The organism is Sphingobium sp. D43FB, from assembly GCF_002312805.1.
Taxonomy (GTDB): Bacteria; Pseudomonadota; Alphaproteobacteria; order Sphingomonadales; family Sphingomonadaceae; genus Sphingobium.
Map to the genome: position 1 here is coordinate 23,651 of NZ_NMUA01000015.1, position 20,032 is coordinate 43,682.

General features: G+C 62.0%; 20 protein-coding genes. 14 read left to right on the forward strand and 6 right to left on the reverse strand.

All coding sequences use genetic code 11. The annotated features are described in order from the left end of the window. Positions 1-296 precede the first annotated feature (296 nt). Positions 297-479: a hypothetical protein gene (locus SxD43FB_RS13745; protein ID WP_096062665.1), complete on the reverse strand. Its 183-nt coding sequence runs from the start codon at positions 477-479 to the stop codon at positions 297-299. Positions 480-551: 72 nt separating this feature from the next. Here SxD43FB_RS13745 and SxD43FB_RS25930 point away from each other — a divergent pair, with 72 nt between their 5' ends. The 10 genes from SxD43FB_RS25930 (at position 552) to SxD43FB_RS13790 (ending at position 12,410) form a co-directional block, all read left to right on the forward strand. Then, positions 552-680, forward strand: coding sequence for a hypothetical protein (locus SxD43FB_RS25930; RefSeq protein ID WP_255245725.1), 129 nt, complete (start codon positions 552-554; stop codon positions 678-680). 138 nt (positions 681-818) lie between these two features. Continuing rightward, the gene (locus SxD43FB_RS13750) at positions 819-1,505 is read left to right on the forward strand and encodes a hypothetical protein (protein ID WP_096062666.1); all 687 of its coding nucleotides are present in this window, start codon (positions 819-821) and stop codon (positions 1,503-1,505) included. Next, positions 1,498-2,358, forward strand: coding sequence for a nucleotidyl transferase AbiEii/AbiGii toxin family protein (locus SxD43FB_RS13755; RefSeq protein ID WP_096062667.1), 861 nt, complete (start codon positions 1,498-1,500; stop codon positions 2,356-2,358). Before SxD43FB_RS13750 ends, SxD43FB_RS13755 begins: the two co-directional genes overlap by 8 nt. A gap of 78 nt (positions 2,359-2,436) precedes the next feature. Further along, on the forward strand, positions 2,437-3,546 hold the full coding sequence (locus SxD43FB_RS13760) for a metallophosphoesterase (RefSeq protein ID WP_096062668.1): 1,110 nt from the start codon (positions 2,437-2,439) through the stop codon (positions 3,544-3,546). Next, positions 3,543-6,170, forward strand: coding sequence for an ATP-binding protein (locus SxD43FB_RS13765; protein WP_096062669.1), 2,628 nt, complete (start codon positions 3,543-3,545; stop codon positions 6,168-6,170). Before SxD43FB_RS13760 ends, SxD43FB_RS13765 begins: the two co-directional genes overlap by 4 nt. Positions 6,171-6,267: 97 nt before the next feature. Beyond that, complete coding sequence (locus SxD43FB_RS13770) at positions 6,268-9,357, forward strand: TrlF family AAA-like ATPase (RefSeq protein ID WP_176482780.1); 3,090 nt, start codon at positions 6,268-6,270, stop codon at positions 9,355-9,357. A 200-nt stretch (positions 9,358-9,557) separates the two neighbouring features. Further along, positions 9,558-9,806 carry an AbrB/MazE/SpoVT family DNA-binding domain-containing protein gene (locus tag SxD43FB_RS13775; RefSeq protein ID WP_096062670.1) on the forward strand — a complete coding sequence of 83 codons (249 nt, stop codon included), beginning with the start codon at positions 9,558-9,560 and terminating at the stop codon, positions 9,804-9,806. A 4-nt stretch (positions 9,807-9,810) separates the two neighbouring features. After that, positions 9,811-10,182 carry a type II toxin-antitoxin system VapC family toxin gene (locus SxD43FB_RS13780; protein ID WP_217988797.1) on the forward strand — a complete coding sequence of 124 codons (372 nt, stop codon included), beginning with the start codon at positions 9,811-9,813 and terminating at the stop codon, positions 10,180-10,182. Positions 10,183-10,184: 2 nt separating this feature from the next. Continuing rightward, positions 10,185-11,201 (forward strand): site-specific integrase, encoded by a 1,017-nt coding sequence (locus SxD43FB_RS13785; RefSeq protein ID WP_096062672.1) that lies wholly within the window; start codon positions 10,185-10,187, stop codon positions 11,199-11,201. Between the two features lie 12 nt (positions 11,202-11,213). Further along, the gene (locus SxD43FB_RS13790) at positions 11,214-12,410 is read left to right on the forward strand and encodes an NnrS family protein (RefSeq protein WP_096062673.1); all 1,197 of its coding nucleotides are present in this window, start codon (positions 11,214-11,216) and stop codon (positions 12,408-12,410) included. Here the strand turns inward: SxD43FB_RS13790 and SxD43FB_RS13795 are convergent, their stop codons facing one another. After that, the gene (locus tag SxD43FB_RS13795; protein ID WP_096062674.1) at positions 12,411-12,746 is read right to left on the reverse strand and encodes a cupin; all 336 of its coding nucleotides are present in this window, start codon (positions 12,744-12,746) and stop codon (positions 12,411-12,413) included. It abuts the gene before it with no gap. A gap of 583 nt (positions 12,747-13,329) precedes the next feature. Here SxD43FB_RS13795 and SxD43FB_RS13800 point away from each other — a divergent pair. Continuing rightward, entirely contained in the window at positions 13,330-13,779 is a 450-nt protein-coding gene (locus SxD43FB_RS13800) for a universal stress protein (RefSeq protein WP_096062675.1), read from the forward strand. Between the two features lie 31 nt (positions 13,780-13,810). Further along, positions 13,811-13,939: a hypothetical protein gene (locus tag SxD43FB_RS24815; RefSeq protein WP_255245726.1), complete on the forward strand. Its 129-nt coding sequence runs from the start codon at positions 13,811-13,813 to the stop codon at positions 13,937-13,939. A gap of 17 nt (positions 13,940-13,956) precedes the next feature. On the opposite strand, the gene SxD43FB_RS13805 is transcribed toward SxD43FB_RS24815, so the two are convergent. Further along, positions 13,957-14,880 (reverse strand): 1-phosphofructokinase family hexose kinase, encoded by a 924-nt coding sequence (locus SxD43FB_RS13805; RefSeq protein ID WP_096062676.1) that lies wholly within the window; start codon positions 14,878-14,880, stop codon positions 13,957-13,959. 171 nt (positions 14,881-15,051) lie between these two features. On the opposite strand from SxD43FB_RS13805, the gene SxD43FB_RS13810 reads away from it, so the two are divergent. Beyond that, the gene (locus SxD43FB_RS13810; RefSeq protein WP_255245727.1) at positions 15,052-16,695 is read left to right on the forward strand and encodes an MBL fold metallo-hydrolase; all 1,644 of its coding nucleotides are present in this window, start codon (positions 15,052-15,054) and stop codon (positions 16,693-16,695) included. Positions 16,696-16,818: 123 nt separating this feature from the next. Continuing rightward, positions 16,819-17,061 carry a DUF465 domain-containing protein gene (locus SxD43FB_RS13815; RefSeq protein ID WP_096062678.1) on the forward strand — a complete coding sequence of 81 codons (243 nt, stop codon included), beginning with the start codon at positions 16,819-16,821 and terminating at the stop codon, positions 17,059-17,061. A gap of 203 nt (positions 17,062-17,264) precedes the next feature. Here the strand turns inward: SxD43FB_RS13815 and SxD43FB_RS13820 are convergent, their stop codons facing one another. The 3 genes from SxD43FB_RS13820 to SxD43FB_RS13830 are packed head-to-tail and all read right to left on the reverse strand — an operon-like array spanning position 17,265 to position 20,020. Continuing rightward, positions 17,265-18,092: a universal stress protein gene (locus SxD43FB_RS13820; protein WP_176482781.1), complete on the reverse strand. Its 828-nt coding sequence runs from the start codon at positions 18,090-18,092 to the stop codon at positions 17,265-17,267. 53 nt (positions 18,093-18,145) lie between these two features. Beyond that, positions 18,146-19,114 carry a calcium/sodium antiporter gene (locus SxD43FB_RS13825; protein ID WP_096062680.1) on the reverse strand — a complete coding sequence of 323 codons (969 nt, stop codon included), beginning with the start codon at positions 19,112-19,114 and terminating at the stop codon, positions 18,146-18,148. A 6-nt stretch (positions 19,115-19,120) separates the two neighbouring features. Continuing rightward, complete coding sequence (locus SxD43FB_RS13830) at positions 19,121-20,020, reverse strand: universal stress protein (RefSeq protein ID WP_096062681.1); 900 nt, start codon at positions 20,018-20,020, stop codon at positions 19,121-19,123. Between the last annotated feature and the right edge of the window lie 12 nt (positions 20,021-20,032).

Below are 20,032 nucleotides of genomic sequence, written 5' to 3' on the forward strand. Positions count from 1 at the left end.
CTCTGGGATGCCCATAGCACTTGGTGTCATCTGAGAGCGTCAGGTGGCGGCCTAATGCGTCAAACGGCGACCCTAGCAAGTAGGCACTGCGTCACATATCATCGGTCAGCCGTGCAGTTTCAGATCTCGTGCGGGCAGGTTTGCTTTCGCGGCACTATCAGGGCTTTCGCGTCGACCACCACAATCGGGGCGCCCAGCGTGAGGCGGTCTATACGCTCATGCCGCCGGTTTTCATGGTCATGCGCAGGCACTGAAGGCATCGCGTCTTCAACGCGGGGGCAACGTTTTCGACCAATTCACGCCATGTCATCGGCCGCTTTCAGCCTCTCTGGCATGGCAAGTAGCTTGGCGGCTGCCATCAGGATTGCCTCATCTGCGCTGGGGAAAGCCTCTGTCGAGCTTATCGACACGCCATCAGGATATGGGATCGTAGCCTGGAACCCGTTGCCTTTGGGCGTCGCACTCAGCCGAACTTCCATGACCTCGCCTCCAAACCTGCCATCCAAGGCGGGAACGGTGCGAATTCCATTCCGAATGCGCGCATATACGGCATGGAAACTCCCATCTCATCCTCCGCCAATAGCACCGGCACGGCTGTCAACGAAGCGGCCGCCGAGGCGTTGGATGCGCCCGGCGTGACCGACGTCGCCGATCGCTTCCGGATCGTCGAGCAGGAGTAGGGGGCCGCAAGGTCTTATTGACCCATACGGCGGAGGTCAGCCGTGACATTCCATTCTAAAAAATTCCTGACAGTTCGTGATACTGCACACCATTGAAACTTCTTGAAACTTCCACTTTTCGGAAGTATTAGGAATTTCATGTCAAGCCTCGCGCAACAGGTGTCAGCGGCCGGTCTTGGGGACCGGATTTTTAGCGAACGCCAGCTTGGCGAGGCGCTGGGCGGTGGAGATGCGCGGCGCTACGGCCTGGTCAATCGCGCCCTCAAGGATGGATCGCTCATTCGGGTAAAGCGAGGCACGTATACACTTGCACGGCCCTATCGCAGCGACCAGGCGCATCCCTTCGCGGTGGCCCAGGCCCTCGTTCCGGGAAGCTATATCTCATTTGAAACCGCGCTTGCACATCACGGGTGGATTCCTGAGGCAGTGTTCGTCACCGCGAGCGTTTCGCCGGGGCGCAAAACCCTGCAGTTCGACACCGCTGATTTCGGTCCGTTCACATTCCACCCTGTGGCCATCGAGGACTATCGTTTCCTTACCAGCGTCGAGCGTGGGTCCTTCAATAGGCTTACAGCCTTCGTCGCCCAGCCGCTGCGCGCGCTCATGGATCTTGTAGCCTTGCGCAAGGCGCAATGGGCTGGCCTCGACTGGCTGACGAGCGGCATGCGCATCGACGAAGACATGCTTCGGGCATTGAAACGAAAAGATTTTACGGAATTGAAGTCTGTCTACAAGCACAAGGGCGTCAATGCCTTCCTCGCCGCGTTCGAAGATGCAGTCTCGGCGGCAAAAACCTCTCTGGGCGGACAATCACGGCATGATTGATATCATCAAGGAGAAGCTACGCCAGTATGGCGCCGCGAACGCGCTTGAGGAGGAAAATGCCGTCAAAGAGATCCTTCAGGAAGTCGCGCTTTACGCACTCTGGCGCGCCGACTTTTTCAATGTTGCTCTCTTCCAAGGCGGTACGAGCTTGCGCATTCTGCATGGATTGCCGCGCTTCTCCGAGGATCTCGACTTCCTCTTGCGCTCTCCTGATCCAGACTTTGACTGGTCCCCGTATCTCAAATTGTTGACCGAGGTATTTGCCCAGTTCGGACTGAAGCTTGAGGCGCAGCCTAAGAACCGAATGGATACCTCTATTCGCCAAGCGCTCCTCAAGGATGACTCGATCGCCAGCCAGCTCGATCTGTCTTTCGTGGGCACGGGCCGCCCCAAGGCGATCAAGATCAAGCTGGAAATCGACGTTAATCCGCCGACGGGGTCGGGCGAGGGGACCACCTATCTCGATTTTCCGGCCGACTATGAAGTGCGCCACCAGGACCTGGCGTCCAATTTCGCCTTGAAGACCCATGCGCTGCTATGCCGGGGTTTCCTCAAGGGTCGCGACTGGTTCGACTTTTCCTGGTACGTTTCGCGTGACGTTTCGCCCAATCTCGATCTTCTGCGCAACGCGCTGGTGCAGGCCGGCCCATGGAAGGACGACACGCCGCTCGACGTCGATATGGCGTGGCTGAAGGACGCTCTTTCCGGTGTGATTGCCCGGATCGACTGGAAGGAGGCGTCCGACGACGTTGGGCGTTTCCTGCGGCCCGCCGAGCTCAAATCGGTCGGCCTATGGAGCGAGCGCTTTTTCCTCGCAAAGCTCGATAAGCTTATTGCGACGTCAGGCCGTTAATGTGTCGGCGCGGCATATCCGGCCCTGCGCCGAATACAGGTTCCGTTCTGCCTCGGCAGACAAATGGGGGGCGGATAGTTGAAGTTCATTCACACGGCTGATTGGCAGCTTGGGAAGCCATATGGGCGCTTCGAGCCGGAGGTTCGCGCCGCGCTTTCCGAGGCGCGCTTCGACGCGATCGATGCGATTGGCGCCGCCGCTACACAGTATGGAGCAGACCATGTGATGGTCGCCGGCGATGTCTTCGACACGGAGGGACCTGAGGACCGCACGATCGTCCAGGCGATCTCCCGCATGGAGCGCCACCCATGCCGCTGGTGGCTGCTGCCAGGCAATCACGATTTCGCTCGCAACGGCGGCCTCTGGGATCGAGTGCGTCAACGTGCGGGCACCGGCATCACAGTCCTCTTGGACCCGGTGCCCCAAGAGATTGAGCCGGGCATCTGGCTGCTGCCCGCACCGCTGACGCATCGTCACAACCTCGACGATCCGACCGACCACTTCGATGGCATGGAAACACCCGGCGCCCGGCTGCGCATCGGCGTGGCTCACGGTTCGATCCGTGATTTCGGCACGCAGGGCGAAACGAAAAACCAGATCGCGCCCGACCGGGCTCGTCGTTCGGCCCTCGACTATCTCGCGCTCGGAGACTGGCATGGCGCGCTGAAGGTCGATGCGCGCACCTGGTATTCGGGCACGCCCGAGACCGATCGCTTCCAGCGCGACGAACCGGGGCACGTGCTCCTGGTTGACGTCGCGGAGGGTCGCGAACCCACGGTCACACCGATCAGGACGGGCCGTTTCCAATGGATCAGACGAAACTGGACCGTGAACGATCAAACGGGCTTCGACGCCGAGTGCGACCAATTGTTGGGATCGATCGACCCGCCGGCGACCCTTCTGGAGCTATCCCTTGCCGGCATCACCAGCCTCACGGATCGCGTGGGCATGATGGGTCGGCTCGAAAACGACGTCAGCCACCGCGTGCGCTATCTCGATATCCGGGCCGCCGATCTTGTCGGTCGCCCCAGTGAGGATGATCTCGCGGCACTCGCGGTCGAAGGCATGCTCGGCGTTGCCGCCGCGAAGCTCTCCACCCGCATTGACGCGAGCGGCCCCGAAGCATCGATCGCGAAACGGGCGCTGGAACGTCTGTTCGTCGAATATAGCCGGGAGGAGAAGGCATGAGCCTGCGCCTCCGGCGGATCGCTGTCGACGGTTTCCGCAAATTTCGAGAGCCGATGGTGATCGAAGGCCTGACCGACGGCCTGAACATCGTGATCGAGCCGAATGAGACAGGCAAGTCTACGCTGCTGGAAGCGCTTCGCGCTGCCTTCTTCGTTCGCCATGGCACCAAGAACCAACTCGCGCAGTCCTTCGCGCCGCATGGGGAAGCGGTTGGCCCCGAGATCCAGGTTGCGTTCGAAGCCGATGGAGCGCCGTGGACGGTGACCAAACGGTTCCTCAAGGGCGCAACGATCGAAGTCACGGGGCCACAAGGAAAAGCGCAAGGGGAAGAAGCGGAAGCTCGGCTGCATGCTCTCCTTGGGTCCGTGCGCGACACCAGTCAGAAGGGAGATGCCGGTTCCTATGGCGCCTTGGGCCTGCTCTGGGTAGCGCAGACCGAGGCGCTCGCCGTCTCAGCGCCGGGGCAGATTGTCCGCGACACGGTGAGGTCGACCCTTGAGGCCGAGGTCGGCTCGATCATGGGAGGCCCGGCTTATACCCGCGTCCGCACCCGGATCGACGAGCAGTTCGGGCGCTACTGGTCTCCGACGGGACAGAGGCGTGGGCGGCAGAACGAGGCCCGGGAGCGTGTCGAGATAGCCGAAGTCGCGGCGCGTGAAGCCGCCGACCGGCTTGCCGGATTGGAAAGGACCTTCTCAGATCTGGAGGCGGCTCGCGCGCGGTTGAAGGTCGTCCAGCGGGAAATCGCCGACGATACCGATGTTCAGACGCGGAAGGACTTGGTCGCCTCGCTCGAGGTTGCCCGCGCGGCCGCGCAGATTCTCGCGACGCGCCGGGCTGAGCATGAGGCGGTCAACGCTAAGGTGCGGGGGCTGGAAGATCTCTCTGAGCGCCACCGCAAGGCGACAGAAGATCGAGACAAGGCCAACCTCGCTTTGGGTCAGGCGCGTGCGCAGAGGGCGGAACTCAGCCACGGCTTGGCTGCGGCAAAGCAACGGCTCGCCGACGTGCGCAGCGCACTCGACAGCGCGAGAGCGTCACGTCAGGACGCCCGTTTGGCCCTCGGCGCGGGACAGGACCGCGTGCGTGCTTCGCGCCGCAGAGCCGCAGTGGCTGCAGCGGGCAATCGGCACGCCGAACTGGTCGAACTCGAGCGACTGCACGGCGAAGCCAAGACCCTTGCGGCGACTTTGACTCCCTCGAAGACGATGGACCTGCTCGAAGCGAATGAAAGGGCGGTTGCCGAAGCTCGCGCATTGCGAAGCGCCGGCGCCACAAGCATCACGCTGTCGGGCGAAACCGCTGGCATATCGATTGACGGCGAACCTGCGAGTCCTTGCGAGCGAACCCTGACTGGCATCACCGTTGTTCGTCTCGGCGACGCCGAGTTGGTCATCACACCGCCGGCAGGGGCCGCAAGCGCAGAGGAGGCGCTGTCGTCGGCACTGAAGAAGCAGCAATCGACGCTAGAGGAGCTAGATGTCGTAGATCTCGCTGCTGCCCGCGCACGGAACGACGCCGCGCGCGATGCTGCAAGCGAACTTCGAACGATTGCGGCCCGGATCGAAGCGACGACGCCGGCCGACGAAAATGTAGGGCTGGCTGCAGGCGCTGACGCGCTCAAGCTCTTCATCTTCGAACTAGTCGATGAGCCCGGCGTGGAGGAAGCCGATCTCCCGGACATCGCCGCGCTCACCAACGCGCTCGAAGCAGCGGATTCAGCGCTTGCGAAAGCGGAAGGCGCTCAGGAAAGCGCGGTCGACGCCCTCCGGCGGATCGAAGAGGACGATGCGCCGCTCGCCACTGTCGAGGCGGGCGCGGCAAGCGATCTCGCCAACGCAAAAGCTCAAATCGACACGATTGAGGGCCGGTCGGAATTTCCAACCCTCGTCGTGGATCTGACACGTGCTCGCGAACAGACGGCTGAGGCCGCGGTGAAGCTGGAGGAAGCGACCCGCGATGCCACTGCGCATGATCCTGCGGCGATCACCCGGAAGATCGAGACTGTCGACGCCAGAAGCCGGGCGGCCGGCGTCGCTAGGACGAAGCTCGAGATGGATATTGCCCGGCTCGAAGGCACCGTCGAAAGTGAGGGCGGTAAAGGTCTCGCTAATCGGGCGGCGGGCGCCTGCGAAGAGGCAGAGGCTGCGCGCGCCGCCCTGCAGCGTATCACCGAGGAAGCCGAAACGCTGAAGCTGCTGCGCGAAACTCTTGACGAGGCACGCGACGAGACGTCCGCCAAGTTCGTCGGACCCGTGGCGAAGCGCGCAAAACGACACATCGAACGCCTTTTGCCTGGCTGCGACCTTTCCTTCGCCGAGGATCTGACATTGGAAGCGGTTATCCGCGGCGGGATCAGTGAGGGCTGCGGAGACCTGTCGCGGGGCACGCAGGAGCAGCTGGCGGTTTTGACGCGGATCGCGTTTGCGGACATGCTTCTTGAGCAGGGCCGACCTGTTTCGCTGATCCTCGACGACCCGCTCGTCTATTCTGATGACGCCCGGCTTGATTTGATGGTCGAAATCTTGAGCGAGACAGCAGAACGGATGCAGGTGATCTTGCTGACCTGTCGCGACAGAGCATTCAGGCATGTGGCGGCGAACCGCGTGTCCATAGCTCGATGACGTTTTTAGCTGAAACCGGCGTGCGGCGCGGGTTGGCGTGGCAGCAGAGTAGCCCGGACAGTCGGGATAAGAACAAGATAATGGGGGCTTTGAGGGCATGGGCGTGATCAAGCATTTTCCACGCGGATCCGAGTGGCGGCAGTGGGATCTGCATATTCACACCCCGGCTTCCTTTCATTGGAAAGGGGAGCGCTTCTCCGCAAGTGGGTGCACGAGCCGAGACAACGAGTTGATCGATGAAATGATCGGGGCGATCAATGATGCCGCTCCGGCTGTTTACGCTATCCAGGACTATTGGGGCTTCGAGGGTTGGTTTGCGCTGAAGCGGCGTTTGAGTGAGGGGGATGGCCCCCGATTAGAGAAGACCGTTTTCCCCGGTATCGAGCTACGACTTGCTGCGCCAATCCAAGGGCGCTTGAACGCGCACGTCCTTTTTTCAGACGAGATACCTGACCAGCATCTCAGAGACTTTCTCTCGGCGCTCAAGCTGGAGATCACCGGACAACCGCTCTCCCCCCACGCGCTCATCGCCTACGCCCGCGCGGCCAACGCAGATAAGCTTAAAACGCATAGCTTTGAAAAAGCGGAGGTCATGGCTGACGCGGAAACAGCGCTCCGCGCCGGTTGCATTATAGCGGAACTCAATGTCGACAGCTACAAAGCGGCCGTTCGGGCAGTGCCCGACGGCATGGCGCTCGGGTTTATGCCGTTCGAGACAAACGATGGTCTCGCTTCCGTCAAGCATCAGGAGCACTACGCCTACGCGATCGGGCTTTTTGATAACTCGCCAATCTTTGAGACTAGAAAGGAAGGCCTTTGGAATGCCTTCGTTGGCCGCAGATGCTCGGAGAACGATAGCTTCTTCGACGCCTTCCAAGAGTCGATCGGCGGCGTTCCTCGGCTTCCGGTGTCGGGCAGTGACGCGCACCAGTTCCGCGGGATTGCCGGCGACAATAACGCCCGTGGGTACGGCGATTTTCCATCTCAGAGAATTACCTGGATTAAAGCCGACCCGACGTGGCGTGGTCTGCAGCAAGCTATCAAAGAACCCCTAAAACGGTGCCACATAGGCCTGACGCCACCCAAGCTGCAGCGGATTTCCGCAAACAAGACCTTCTATATCGACTCCGTATCGCTCTCGAAGGTCGATGGTAGTTCGCTAGCCGAGACCTGGTTTGACGGCTGCGCAATACCGTTCAACGCCGATCTCGTGGCGATCATTGGCAACAAGGGCAGCGGAAAGAGTGCCTTGGCGGATGTTCTCGCGCTCGTCGGCAACTCACAAGAGCACGCCCATTTCTCGTTTCTAAAGGCGGATCGGTTCCGCGGCAAAGCCGGCGAGCCGGCACGGCAATTTCATGGCCGGCTGGATTGGCTGGCCGGGGAGCCAAGCCTGGCCAACCTTGCAGCCAACCCAGCCGCTGATCGAGTGGAACTGGTGCGCTATGTGCCCCAGGGACGCTTCGAAGCACTGTGCAACGAGCATGTGACCGGAAAATCGGAGAATTTTGAACGTGAGCTCCGATCCGTCATCTTTTCTCACATACCCGCTGAAGACCGCCTTGGCGCACTCGATTTCGATCAGTTGATTGAGGCGCAGGAGAGCACTCTGCGCGCACGGCTCGATGAGGCCCGAAAGAATTTAGTGACCCTAAACCGGCTCATCGCGGGAACGGAGGACCAGCTGCATCCTTCAATTCGCAAGAACATCGAAGAGCAAATCCATTTGAAATCCGTTCAACTGGCCGAGCTGGAGCTCACAAAACCGTCTGAACTCGCGGCTCCTGCCGAAACTCTTACGCCTGAGCAGGAGACCGCGGCCGCGGCCCTGTCTGAAATCTCTGCAGCGATCGCCCAACTCGCCGATGAAGAGAAGGGCATAGGTGAATCGTTGACGCGGTTGTCCGCGCAACGGAAAGCGGTGCGCGATGTTATCGAGCGTTTTGCTCTTATTCGTGAGCAGATCACTTCGGCAGGCGCTGAGATCGCCGGTCAGTTGGAACTGCTTGGTTTGCAGCTACCGGATATCCTGACCTTCGAGATCAAAGAAGAAAAGGTGCGCGAGGTAGATTCCGAAGCCGAGAGAAATATCGCGGCCCTAGCGGCGCGGAATGAGGCGATCAAAAAGGAGAGGGCCGACTATTCCGGCCGAATCGAACAGGCCACTGAGGCGCTCAATGGACCGCAGCGTCTCTATCAGGACCACCTCAACGCAATGAAGGCTTGGCAGTCGTCCGTCGGTGAAATCCAAGGCGCGGCTGATGTCCCAGACAGTAAACTTGGGCTGGAGACCCGACTGTCGCAACTCGATAAACTTCCAGGTTTGCTCGAGGAACGCCGCGCGCAGCGAAATGAGCTGGCCGCTCAGATCTTCCATGTCCTTACCTTGCAAAGGGACCAACGCTCTAAGCTATTCGAACCCCTGCAGAAGGTTATCTCAGAAAACAGTCTGATACGCGATGAATATCGCCTTCAGTTTAGGTCCCATCTCGCAGCCTATCACGATCTAGTTTCGGAAAAGCTGTTTTCGCTCGTCAAACAGAGTATCGGAGAGCTACGAGGCGAAGATGATAGCAGGGCCGCGATTAAGGTGCGTGTCGAAGCCCATGATCTGGACAGCGGCGTAGGCGCCTTGGCGCTCTCTAACGATCTTCACAAGCTTTTGCATGATGCCGCACGCCAGCGGGCACCGGACCAAGCCGACCTCAACGGGCTAATGCGGAAGGACCGTACACCAACAGAAGTATATGATTTCATTTATGGTTTTGAATATTTAGAGCCTAAGTATACGCTGTTGTTTCAGGACACCCCGATCGAGCAGCTTTCCCCGGGGCAACGCGGCGCCCTGCTCCTGATTTTCTACCTTCTTGTAGACAAAAAGCGAAATCCCATAATCCTCGATCAGCCTGAGGAGAATCTCGATAACGAAACCATAGTTAGTCTGCTCGTGCCTGTTCTCAATGCCGCAAAAGAGAACAGGCAGATTATTATGGTGACGCACAACCCGAATTTGGCTGTCGTGTGCGATGCTGAACAGATCATCTTCGCTGAATTTGACCGAAAAGCTCTATGTAATATAACATATCTCGCTGGATCGATCGAAAACCCGGCGCTGAACCAAGCTGTCGTGAATGTCCTCGAAGGCACCAAGCCCGCCTTTGATAATCGCGGGAATAAATATCTGTAACGGCTCAGGAACCGATCGCTGGGCAAAGGATCTTGGGGACCCCAACGCGCGACCAGGGTCCTTCCCGGACAGGCCGCTTGGTGTCGGTTGTGTCCGATAAGTGTGATTCTCGGACATAAGATACAGATGATGCCCGGAGTGTATAGCGAGGTCGTCTCTGCCGTGGTATAGATCTATCGACACTAACCTTGGAGGTCGCCATGACCGCCTACAAAAGCCGCATCGTTTCGGGCGGCAGATTGCAGATCCCCGCCGACGTCCGCAAGGCACTCGGCCTCGCCGATGGCGACGATGTTCGCCTGGAAGTCGTTGATGGCGAGTTGCGCGTGCGCTCGTTCAAGGCCGCGCTCGCGCGCGTGCGGGCGATGGTGCGCGAGCATGTGCCTGATGGCGTCAGTCTGACCGAGGAATTGATGGCCGATCGCCGGGCGGCCGCCGCCAGTGAGTGACTATGTGCTCGATGCCTCGGCGGTGCTGACGGTCCTCCAGGAGGAACCCGGTTCGGTTCACGTCGAGGCGCATCTGCGCACGGCCTGTATCAGCACGGTTAACCTGGCCGAGGTCGTGACCAAGCTCCAGGACCGCGGTTTCACCGACGCCGAGATCGACGAAGCCCTCTCGCTGCTCGACCTCGATGTGCGTCCGTTTGACGAAGTGTGTGCGATCCTCGCCGGGAAGCTGCGTGGCACCACACGCCACGCGGGCCTGTCGCTCGGTGACCGGGCATGCCTCGCCCTGGCGCAGTCGCTAGGGGCCACCGCGCTGACCACCGACCGCGCGTGGGACGCGCTCGATATCGGCATCCGCATCGAACTCGCGCGCTGATCATGGCCGGCAACCTCCCCATCCCGCTGGAGCAAGGCGCGTTGCCGGACAGGCTGCAAGCGGAAGTCGCGCGCGCGGCCGAGTATGCCAAGGCATCAAGGTCGCCGGCGACCCGGCGGGCCTACGCTTCGGACTGGGAAATTTTCACGCTTTGGTGCGACGAGCGGGGCATCGAGAGCCTGCCCACCACCCCTGCGGCGGTCGCGATTTTCCTGTCGTCGCAGGCCGACAGCGGTCTGAAGAAGCCGACCATCGGCCGCAGGCTCGCCGCCATCGGCTATCATCACCGCCAGGCCGGGTTCGATCCACCGCAGGAACGGACGGGTGGCGCGGCGATCAAGCTGGTGCTGGAAGGCATTCGCAACGAGAAAAAGCACGAGCGTCCGGAACGCAAGCGCCCGGCTGACGCCGACATGCTGCGCGACATGCTCCGGACCATCGAGGGCGATGATCTGCGCGCGACCCGGGACCGCGCGGTGCTCGCGATCGGCATGGCCGCGGCGCTGCGGCGGTCCGAACTGGTCGCGCTGCAGACCAACCACGTCGAACTGACATCCGAGGGCCTGCGCCTGTTGATCGGCCATTCGAAAACCGATCAGGCTGGCGAAGGCGCGACTATCGCGATCCCCGAAGGCCGGCGTATCCGGCCCAAGGCGCTGCTGCTGGAGTGGACGAACGCCGCGCTGGAGGCGGCGCACCGTCTCAATGACCCGCGCATCAGCTTCGAGGAAGGACCGCTATTCCGGCGCCTCACTCGCAGTGGGGGGCTGACCGCCAATCCCATGTCAGACCGCGCTGTCGCACGTCTGGTGCAGCGCTGTGCGGCGGCGGCCGGGTTCGACCCCGCCGACTATGCAGGCCATTCGCTGCGCTCCGGCTTCCTCACCGAGGCCGCGCGCCAGGGCGCGAGCATCTTCAAGATGCGCGACGTCAGCCGGCACAAGTCCGTGCAGGTCCTCTCCGACTATGTGCGCGACTTCGAGATGTTCCGCGACCATGCCGGCGAGAAGTTTCTCTAGAGGGTGACACGCATGACCGAGAACGCCGAACGGGATCGCGTCGCCGAAACGCCGACCGCACTCCAGGGCAGCTTCCGGCTGCTTTTCACCGGCGGAGCGCTCTGGGCGCTGGTCGTCGTGGCGCTTTGGGTCGGTGCCCTGGACGGGGCGTGGACCCTGCCGACCGCGATGGAACCCCTCGCCTGGCACCAGCATGAAATGCTGTTCGGCTATCTCGGCGCGGTCATCGCCGGGTTCCTGAGTGCCGCAATCCCCAACTGGACCGGGCGGCCGGCTGTGACCGGCTGGCCCGTGGCGGCATTTGTCGGTCTGTGGGTCGCTGCCCGGCTGGCGGTGCTGTTCTCCGCCATCGTGCCACCGCTCTTCGGCGCCGCGCTTGACGTCGGCTTCCTGCTCGCGCTGCTCGGCTATGCTGCGCGGCAGATATTCGCGGCCGGCAACCGCAACAAGCCGATCCTGATCGTCCTGCTCCTGTTCGCCGCCGCCTGCGGGCTGGATCATGCCGCGGCGATGGGGATGACGGCTGACCCGGCTATCGGCATGCGGGCCGGTTTCGCGCTGGTCCTCATGCTGATCGCGATCATCGGCGGGCGGATCATCCCGGCCTTCACCCACAACTGGCTGACCAAGCATGGCCGCACGGACGGGTTGCCGACGATGGCCAACCGGTTCGATCACGCGGTGCTTGCGGTCACGGCGATCGCGCTGGCCGGCTGGGTGTTCGCACTGGCGGCACATCCGGTGGCCTGGCTGCTGCTGTGCGCCGGCGCATTGCATGCCGTGCGGTTGACCCGTTGGGCCGGGCTGCGCGCGGTGGCGGACCCGTTGGTCTTCGTCCTGCACGTCGCCTACGCTTGGCTACCGGCGGGTTTACTGCTGCTCGGCGCCGCCACCCTATGGCCGATCGTGCCGGTATCGAGCGCGATGCACGCGCTGGGGGCCGGTGTGATGGCGGCGATGACGCTGGCGGTGATGACGCGGGCGACACGTGGTCATACCGGCCGCCCACTGGAAGCGGATGGCGCGACGATCGCAATCTATGTGCTGGTCAATCTGGGCGCGCTGTTGCGGGTCGCCGCTCCGCTGCTGCCGTTGGATTATATGTTGAGCATTCGTCTCGCCGGCGGCCTGTGGGGCGGCGCTTTCCTGTTGTTCGTGCTGGTATATGGCCGGATGGCGTTGCGACGCCCCGCCAAGGGCCAAGCCTGATCACTGCGCCGGCGGCGTGTCGAACAAGATCGTGAGCAGCAGCCGCGCATCTTCGACGCCCTGAACGGAATGCTGATCGCCGCGCTCCAGATAGACCCAGTCTCCCGCGCCGAGTTCGATGTCCGATGGGCCCAGCGTGACCCGCCCTTCCAGACAATGCAGCGTCAGATAACCGGAAACATGATGCGGCGGTATGGTCGATCCTGCGGGAACGACGAGGTGGATGGCCTCGAACCGATCCGATTTGACCAGCGCGGCCGTCCCGGTGGCGCCTCGTTCTCGCGCCAGCGATGGAAAATGAATCACTTCGCCGGGCTTTGCATGCTGGAGCGCCATTATCAGATCCCTTCAAGATATTCTTATGCCATTCATATCCGGCAACGCGCGAACGACGTGGAAGACGCCTGCACGCACTGTAAGCACTCGGGGCCTGGAACGGATACGCCAAAGCGCTCGTTACTCTACCGAACGAGGCTATTATGGCGAAATATTCCAAGTGTCCGTCGTCTGATGGGGTGGACGCCTCCTTCTCATAGGTGTTTCCAACACCTACCTTGGCACATAGATGCCGCCGGGGGGCGTCCACCCCATTAGACGACGGACAGCCAATCAGCGCGACGACCAGAAATAAACCGAAGAACTACGGCCGCCAGCCGCCGCCCACCAGCGTGTTCAGATTGGCCCGTTCTCTCTGCGCTCCTGCCATGCGGCATCTCCGCAGCCGCGCCCAGCCCCCTTATGAGAACTGAGCTGCCCGGCGTCGCTACGTAGCATTGCGGATTGGGAATTGGATCATGAAGAGGCACGCCACGGCCTGGAAAGCCGAAAGCAGCAGCGATGCCGGAGCCGCTTGACGCGAAGGCCGTATGTGGGGGACCTTATCCCTCTCGCGGCGTGATTTAGTGGAAGAGGAGCGCTCATGTACAATCGCATACTGATCTCAACCGATGGATCGGAACTCGGCCAGAAAGGCGTCGACCATGGTCTTGCCCTGGCAAAGGCCCTGGGGAGCGCAGTCACCCTAATTACCGTGACCGAGCGATTCCCGGTCTACTCGAGCGGGGTCGGCTACGACTTTTCCTGGAGCGATACGGCGATGGCTGAATATTCCGAGGGTCAGAAAAAGGTGGCCGACGGGATTCTCGCCAGCGCTAGGCAGGCCGCCGAACGTGCTGACCTATCCGCCGAGACCCTCCATGTTCCCGATGCTCTGGTTGCCGAAGCGATCATTGCTGCGGCGCAAGAGCGCAATTGTGGTCTCATCGTCATGGCTTCGCACGGACGGAGGGGGCTGGGACGTCTGATGCTCGGGAGCAAGACGTCAGAGGTACTGACCCACAGCGAAATCCCGGTGCTCGTCGTGCGTTGAGGAGCTTTGCCAGCCCGCTTGGTGGCGCCCGATGCGGGCACCTCTACGGGCTGCGCACGCTGAAGCCGTGCTGATCTACCTCGGCATTCCGTTCCTGGCTGGCTATCTCACCCGCAAATGGCTGGTGGGGGGCAAGGGCAACGAATGGTACGCTGCTTGAGGCGGAACCTAGAGGATCTAGGCCACGCGCTCGTATAGCTGACGGATGTCGTCGGGTCTGGCGAGGTCATGGCCCGGGCTCATCACCGCGGCGGCACCGGCGGCGATACCGAAGCGGAAGGCATCGCTGATGTCCCATCCGAGCGAAATGGCGAAAACCATGGCAGACAGGAAGCTGTCGCCCGCGCCGACGGCGCTCTTGGCCTCGATCTCAACTGCGGGAAGGTGAAGTTGCCCACCCGCTGACGCGAGGAGCGCGCCTTCGTGTCCCATCGTTACCGCGACATGCGCGGCCTGCCCTTTGTCGACGATTTCCATGGCCGCACGGGCCACGGAGTCCGGGTCCAGGAGATCACGCCCGGTCAACTGCCGCAATTCACCGATGCTGGGCTTGACCAGAAAGACGCCGCCTTCGGCAAGGCCGCCCCGCAGTCCCGGGCCTGAACTATCGAGGACAACCGGAATGTTGCGTCGGGCCATCAGAGCGACGAGGTGGCCATAGAAATCGTCGGGGACGCCGGGCGGAAGCGAGCCGCTCGCGACCATATAGTCGCACTGAGCGTCTTCCAACTGCTTGAGACATTGCTGCCATTCGCCCGGTTCGATGAAGGGCCCCGGAGGAACGAACCGATACTCCTTGCCGCTTTCGCGTTCGAGCACCGCGGCCGCGACCCGGGTATGGCCCTTGATCGGAATGCGATTGCGCACGATTTGGTGGAGGTCGAGGAGGCCGTCCAGCGCATGGCCGGTCGCGCCGCCAGAGAGATAGTAGCTCCGGGCATTACCGCCGAGCCGGACGAAGACACGGGCGACGTTGATGCCTCCGCCGCCCGGCTCGTAAAATTCAGACTTGGTCCGCATCTTGCGCGTGTGGAAGACATGATCGACTTCATAGGCGACGTCGATCGTCGGGTTCAGCGTCAGGGTGGCGATGCTCATCATGCAGCTATTGAAGGGTGCAGCGGCCCGTCGGTCTATCCGCAATTTCCCCATGTCGGTCAGGCCCCTGCCTGACCGACATGGGGAGCGCATCCGCTCACCTTCGCGCGAAAGCAGTCCTGCGCGCCCACTAAGGATAATCTCTCATAGCAGAGGCGCAGGGCGCGACTAAGGATGTCAACGAAACAGGACCAACAGGCTGGAGCATGCGCAGTGACGAGTAACGAGCCCAAGATCACCTTCCACGGCGCCGCGGGGACAGTCACGGGGTCGTGCATGGAACTGGAATTTGAAGACCGTACGATCCTCATCGACTGCGGCCTGTTCCAGGGACCCCGAACACTCGAAACGCTCAATCGCGAGCCTTTTTCGTTCGATGCGCGCAAGGTCGCCGCGGTCGTCCTCACGCATGCGCATATCGACCACAGCGGTCTGCTGCCAAAACTCGTCGCCGAGGGCTTTCGGGGGCCGATCTACGCGACGACGCAAACGCGCGATCTTCTCTACCACATGCTGCCCGATGCTGGACGCATCCAGGAGAGCGAAGCGGAACGCCGGAACCGCCGCAAAGACCGCAAGGACGAGGATCCGATCGAGCCGATCTACACCGAGGCCGATTCCAAAGCAGCCTATGATCAGATCGAGACGATCGCGATGAACCAGTGGTTCCAGCCCGCGCGGGGGTTCACGGCCCGGTTGTGGAATGCTGGCCACATCCTCGGCTCAACCTCCGTCGAGCTGCAAGTAGGCGAAACGCGCCTGCTCTTTTCCGGCGATCTTGGCCCGGATCACAAGGCCTTCCACGCCGATCCCGAGGGGCCATCGGGGCTCGATCATGTGATTTGCGAAAGCACTTACGGCGACCGGGTCCGCGAGGACCTGACGCTCGAGCAGCGGCGCACCCTCCTGGAAGCCGAGATCAAGGCTGCGCTGACGCGCGGCGGCAATCTCGTCATCCCGGTATTCGCCCTGGAGCGGACACAGGAGCTTCTGCTCGACATCGCCACGCTCATCAATACCGGGCGCCTGGCGCATCCGCAGGTGTTCATCGACTCTCCGCTGGCGACGCGGGCGACCGAGGTGTTCGCGAAGCATGCCAGCGAGCTCGAGGACATGGGCTCGGGCGAGATCTTCCACCATCCATCCTTCCACTATGTCCTGAACAGCATGGAATCGATGCGGCTGAACAGCCTGTCCGGCGCAATCATCATGGCGGCTTCGGGAATGTGCGAGGCCGGGCGCATCCGCCACCACCTGCGGCATAACCTGGGGCGGCGGGAGTCGACGATATTGTTCGTCGGCTTCCAGGCGGCCGGGTCGCTGGGACGGACAATTCTCGATGGCGCCAACCGCGTGCGGATCTGGGGGCAGGACGTTGCCGTCCGGGCCCAGATCCGCCGGATCGACACCTACTCGGCGCATGCCGACCAGCAGGATCTTCAGCTATGGATCAAGGCGCGGCAGCCGATCGAGGGCAGTCTTTTCCTGAGCCACGGCGAGTCCGGATCTATCGAAACCTTCCGACGGCTGATGCAGGCGGATGAGGCGGCGACATCGATCATCGCGCCGCAGCTGGGCGAAACCTATTCGCTTCCCGCGCGCGCGCCAGCGCGGCGTCTCAAAACAGGCAGCCCCGAATTGCAGGGCGCGATCGGACGTGACTGGCAGAATGACTACGCGGATTTCTCGATCCGCCTGAAGAAGGAACTCCAGGGAATTCAGAGCGCGTCGGCGCGGCGCGAAGCGCTCGCGCGGATGTCGGAGGTTCTCCGCTCCTATCAAAGCCATCGCGACAAGCGGAAGGCTCAGAACGGCTAGATTGTCCCGGCGGCGCTGCTCGGGGCAGCCGGCACGCGCTTCGGGAGGATTAGGGAACCTACTTATGGGCGCACGCTGGCGCGTCTTCTATCACCGGCAACGTAGACACCGACGGAGTAAGACATGTCGAACACCCCGCATACATTGAGCGACGAGTTTCCAAATCAGATGGAAAAGATCCACGCCTTGAAGGTCTCTGATCCCGGCTTTGCGCAGCTATTAGCCCAATATGATGAGGTGAATGACGAGATTCATCTGGCCGAGACCAACGTCCGGCCGACCGCACAGGACCGCGAGACGGAATTGCGCAAGCGGCGAATGACGATCAAGGATCGGATCGCGGAAACACTTGCGCAGAGCGCCTGATCGGCATTCAGGGCTGGATCCAATGCGTCCAGCCTTCGCCGAACCGGGGCGGCAGCTGATAGACACCTCAAAGAGATTGGTGGGACGGACGCTGGTGCCCGTCCCACCAATCTGCAAAAGCTTCTCTCTCCCTGGCCTGGGAAGCGGCCGCTGCATGGTGTGCAGCCGCTCGTTTGGCAGGCGGCCCGATAGCCCCCTGCCCTTTAGCGCGACATCAAAACCGGCAGCGTAACTTCATCGATGAGGTCACGCGTAACGCCGCCGAGGAGGATGTCACGCACCCGCGAATGGGCGAAGGCGCCAATAGCGAGCAAATCTGCGCCTGTATCATGCGCGAAGGTCTCCAGCGCCGCCGAGACCCGCTTTCCGGACGAGCTGATGACATGAACGTCAACCTTGAAGCCATGGCGAGCAAGGTGACGCGCAATATCGCAGCCTGGCGCGGGTCCATGCCCTTCGTGGCTCGGTTCCGGATCAACGCAGACGACATCAATGGTAGCGGCAGGCTCCGCCACGTCGATGAGGTCCCGGGCGGCCCTGCGGGCTTCGCTGGATGCGTCCCAACCCAGGACGGCGTGCCTCACGCGCTCGAGCTTTGCTGTGTCGGGAAGCACAAGGACCGGTCCCCCGGAGGCGGTAATTGCAGCCTGCAGGCTTCGCCGGCGCAGCTTCTGGTTTTCAAATGCCGACGCGCCACCGATCAGCAGCAGATCGGCATAGCGCCCTTCGACACGCGACGCGCCGCCAAGATAGCCGAGAGAATCGGACACGGAGCGAAGCTCCACCGCGATCGGAGCGCCTTCCAGAGCAGCTCTGACCGCCCCCGACCGCCGCTTTTCCTCGTCGTCGATTCGGTCGAGGATCACCGGATAATAGTCAAAGGGAGGCAGAACAGCGGCGTTCTCGAAGATATCCATCATTAGCGATATCGCGAGATGTGCATCCTGCGCGGCGGCGAACGCGATAGCGTTCTTGATGAAGCTGCGGGCAGTGTCTCCATTGTCCACGATTGCAATCAGGTCTTTCAGCATGTTTCCCTCCATTCTCGGTTGATCCAAATCCCCACTCGCGGGGTGGGGCGGTGTTATGTGCGCTGTATGATGAGGTAGCTGAGGTACGCCACGTAGGCGCTCACGAAGAGGCCGCCCTCAACCCGCGAAATCTGGCGCCCGCTTACGAAAACCGGAACGCAGAGCAACGCGACGCCCAGCATGACCGGGATATCAATCCAGATGAGATGAGTGCTGACGTCGATGCCGTTTGCCGGGAACAGGCATGTCACGCCCAGGATCACGAGGATATTGTAGACGCTGCTGCCGATCAGATTGCCAATCGCGATGTCGCGGTCCCCGCGGATGGTGGAAATGACCGTAGTCACGAGCTCCGGCGCGGAGGTGCCGATGGCGACGATCGTCAAGCCGATGAAGGCGTCCGACACGTGCCAGAGGCGGGCCAGCGCGACCGCTCCATCCACCAGCCAGTCTGCTCCGACCACAATCACGATGAGGCCCACGGCCAGCATCAGCATCTCTGTGACGGTCTGGCGCTTTGCAAGGCGCCGTGGCCCGAACTCGCGAGCGAATTCCAGCTTGACCTTCATCGTCTCCCGCCGGGCGATGCGGATGACGGCGAGCGTGAAGATGACTCCCATGGTCAGGAGAACAAGCCCTTCGAGCCGCGAGAGTACGCCGTCCCATGCAAACCCGAGCAACGTCGCCGAGGCGAAAACGATGACCGGCAGTTCCAGTCGCAGGGTCTGCATTTGAATGGCGAGCGGCTGCAATGCGGCGCTGAGGCCCAGAATAAGCAGGATGTTGACGGTATTGGTGCCGGCTATGTTGCCGACCGCCAAGGAACCGTTCCCCTGAACGGCGGCGTCGATGCCTACGGCCAACTCCGGCGTGCTCGTTCCGAGTGCGACCACGGTGAGGCCAATCAGCAAGGGTGAGATGCCAAGGCGCGCCGCCAGTGCCGAGCCGCCTCTTACGAGCAGTTCGGCACCGGCGATCAATGCGGTAAGCCCGATGCAGATCCAGACAATCGCAAGCGCCATCCGCGTTTAGTCCGCCTTGCGCTTGGCCGGATCGGGTACGAGGAGGACGTCGCCGGGCACGGCATCGATGATCTTGCGCGCCGTGCTTCCGATCAGGGTTTCATAGACCATGCCGCCGCCATGGGTTCCCACCACGGTGAGATGGCGCCGCGAATTCTCGGCATAATCCCGCAAAAGCCCCTCCGGCATCCCATGCTCGATCATGCGGCTGACCTTGCGCGCGGCGTCAGGTGCGAGCCCGGCTTCGGCCAGGAACTTGTCGGCTGCGTCCCTGCCGTAATCCTCGAACTGCTTCTCGACTTCCGCGCGGCCAAGATAGCCCGCAAAGGGCACGTCATAGGCGTGGAAGAGCGAGATGCCCGCGCCTGGGAAGAACTTGACGGCCGTCTCGAGTGCGACGCGTGAGGACTCCGAAAAATCCGTCGCGACGAGCATGTGGTGATAGGGCTCGAACGCGCGGTCGCGAACGATGAGGACCGGAACGGTTGACTTGCGGATCAGTCGGTCGACGGTGTCGCCAAGGAACATACGCGCCAGCAGCTCATCGCGGGCGACACCGGTCACGATCAGTTCGGCATGGGATTTTCGGGCCGCCTCCAGGACAACGGGCGCGGGCGAGCCCGTTTCGACATGGACGGCGATGTCGACGCTCGGATCCTCGCGAACCAGATCCCGATAGATCCGGTCGCGGGCCTTTCGCACCGGGTCGGGCGGGCGGTGCCAGGACGGTACGTCGCGCAGGCTCCCGAACAGGGTAACATCCTCGGGCGGGGCAAGCGCGTGGATGACAGTCAGCCCAGCTTGCCATGCCTGCGCGACGAGCAGCGCGCGGTCGAGAGCACGATCACAACGATGGCTGAGGTCCGTCGCCAGAGCGATATGCTTCGGGAAAGATTGCTGTGTCATAAGACGAGTCCT